This is a genomic window from Pseudomonas sp. IT-P260 (assembly GCF_949768395.1).
Classification (GTDB): Bacteria; Pseudomonadota; Gammaproteobacteria; order Pseudomonadales; family Pseudomonadaceae; genus Aquipseudomonas; species Aquipseudomonas parakoreensis.
The window spans coordinates 1-2,772 of the sequence record NZ_CATKPO010000015.1; the positions used below are offsets into that span (position 1 = coordinate 1).

1 rRNA gene is annotated in these 2,772 nt (G+C 51.8%); it reads left to right on the forward strand.

What is annotated here, in order from left to right:
- Window positions 1–2,753: ribosomal RNA gene (locus ACM6HV_RS10795) — 23S ribosomal RNA — on the forward strand; the annotation flags it as partial.
- Window positions 2,754–2,772 lie beyond the last annotated feature (19 nt).

Consider the following 2,772-nt stretch of genomic DNA (forward strand, 5'->3'; position numbering starts at 1 on the left):
AAGATGGTTATCTTGTACTGAATACATAGGTGCAAGAGGCGAACCAGGGGAACTGAAACATCTAAGTACCCTGAGGAAAAGAAATCAACCGAGATTCCCTTAGTAGTGGCGAGCGAACGGGGACTAGCCCTTAAGTGGCTTTGAGATTAGCGGAACGCTCTGGAAAGTGCGGCCATAGTGGGTGATAGCCCTGTACGCGAAAGTCTCTTAGTCATGAAATCGAGTAGGACGGAGCACGAGAAACTTTGTCTGAATATGGGGGGACCATCCTCCAAGGCTAAATACTACTGACTGACCGATAGTGAACTAGTACCGTGAGGGAAAGGCGAAAAGAACCCCGGAGAGGGGAGTGAAATAGATCCTGAAACCGTATGCGTACAAGCAGTGGGAGCAGACTTTGTTCTGTGACTGCGTACCTTTTGTATAATGGGTCAGCGACTTATTTTCAGTGGCGAGCTTAACCGAATAGGGGAGGCGTAGCGAAAGCGAGTCTTAATAGGGCGTCTAGTCGCTGGGAATAGACCCGAAACCGGGCGATCTATCCATGGGCAGGTTGAAGGTTAGGTAACACTGACTGGAGGACCGAACCGACTACCGTTGAAAAGTTAGCGGATGACCTGTGGATCGGAGTGAAAGGCTAATCAAGCTCGGAGATAGCTGGTTCTCCTCGAAAGCTATTTAGGTAGCGCCTCATGTATCACTGTAGGGGGTAGAGCACTGTTTCGGCTAGGGGGTCATCCCGACTTACCAAACCGATGCAAACTCCGAATACCTACAAGTGCCGAGCATGGGAGACACACGGCGGGTGCTAACGTCCGTCGTGAAAAGGGAAACAACCCAGACCGTCAGCTAAGGTCCCAAAGTTATGGTTAAGTGGGAAACGATGTGGGAAGGCTTAGACAGCTAGGAGGTTGGCTTAGAAGCAGCCACCCTTTAAAGAAAGCGTAATAGCTCACTAGTCGAGTCGGCCTGCGCGGAAGATGTAACGGGGCTCAAACCATACACCGAAGCTACGGGTATCACGCAAGTGATGCGGTAGAGGAGCGTTCTGTAAGCCTGTGAAGGTGAGTTGAGAAGCTTGCTGGAGGTATCAGAAGTGCGAATGCTGACATGAGTAACGACAATGGGTGTGAAAAACACCCACGCCGAAAGACCAAGGTTTCCTGCGCAACGTTAATCGACGCAGGGTTAGTCGGTCCCTAAGGCGAGGCTGAAAAGCGTAGTCGATGGAAAACAGGTTAATATTCCTGTACTTCTGGTTATTGCGATGGAGGGACGGAGAAGGCTAGGCCAGCTTGGCGTTGGTTGTCCAAGTTTAAGGTGGTAGGCTGAGATCTTAGGTAAATCCGGGATCTTAAGGCCGAGAGCTGATGACGAGTTACCTTTCAGGTGACGAAGTGGTTGATGCCATGCTTCCAAGAAAAGCTTCTAAGCTTCAGATAACCAGGAACCGTACCCCAAACCGACACAGGTGGTTGGGTAGAGAATACCAAGGCGCTTGAGAGAACTCGGGTGAAGGAACTAGGCAAAATGGCACCGTAACTTCGGGAGAAGGTGCGCCGGTGAGGGTGAAGGACTTGCTCCGTAAGCTCATGCCGGTCGAAGATACCAGGCCGCTGCGACTGTTTATTAAAAACACAGCACTCTGCAAACACGAAAGTGGACGTATAGGGTGTGACGCCTGCCCGGTGCCGGAAGGTTAATTGATGGGGTTAGCTAACGCGAAGCTCTTGATCGAAGCCCCGGTAAACGGCGGCCGTAACTATAACGGTCCTAAGGTAGCGAAATTCCTTGTCGGGTAAGTTCCGACCTGCACGAATGGCGTAACGATGGCGGCGCTGTCTCCACCCGAGACTCAGTGAAATTGAAATCGCTGTGAAGATGCAGTGTATCCGCGGCTAGACGGAAAGACCCCGTGAACCTTTACTATAGCTTTGCACTGGACTTTGAATTTGCTTGTGTAGGATAGGTGGGAGGCTTTGAAGCGTGGACGCCAGTTCGCGTGGAGCCATCCTTGAAATACCACCCTGGCAACTTTGAGGTTCTAACTCAGGTCCGTTATCCGGATCGAGGACAGTGTATGGTGGGTAGTTTGACTGGGGCGGTCTCCTCCTAAAGAGTAACGGAGGAGTACGAAGGTGCGCTCAGACCGGTCGGAAATCGGTCGTAGAGTATAAAGGCAAAAGCGCGCTTGACTGCGAGACAGACACGTCGAGCAGGTACGAAAGTAGGTCTTAGTGATCCGGTGGTTCTGTATGGAAGGGCCATCGCTCAACGGATAAAAGGTACTCCGGGGATAACAGGCTGATACCGCCCAAGAGTTCATATCGACGGCGGTGTTTGGCACCTCGATGTCGGCTCATCACATCCTGGGGCTGAAGCCGGTCCCAAGGGTATGGCTGTTCGCCATTTAAAGTGGTACGCGAGCTGGGTTTAGAACGTCGTGAGACAGTTCGGTCCCTATCTGCCGTGGACGTTTGAGATTTGAGAGGGGCTGCTCCTAGTACGAGAGGACCGGAGTGGACGAACCTCTGGTGTTCCGGTTGTCACGCCAGTGGCATTGCCGGGTAGCTATGTTCGGGAAAGATAACCGCTGAAAGCATCTAAGCGGGAAACTTGCCTCAAGATGAGATCTCACTGGAACCTTGAGTTCCCTGAAGGGCCGTCGAAGACTACGACGTTGATAGGTTGGGTGTGTAAGCGCTGTGAGGCGTTGAGCTAACCAATACTAATTGCCCGTGAGGCTTGACCATATAACACCCAAGCAATCTG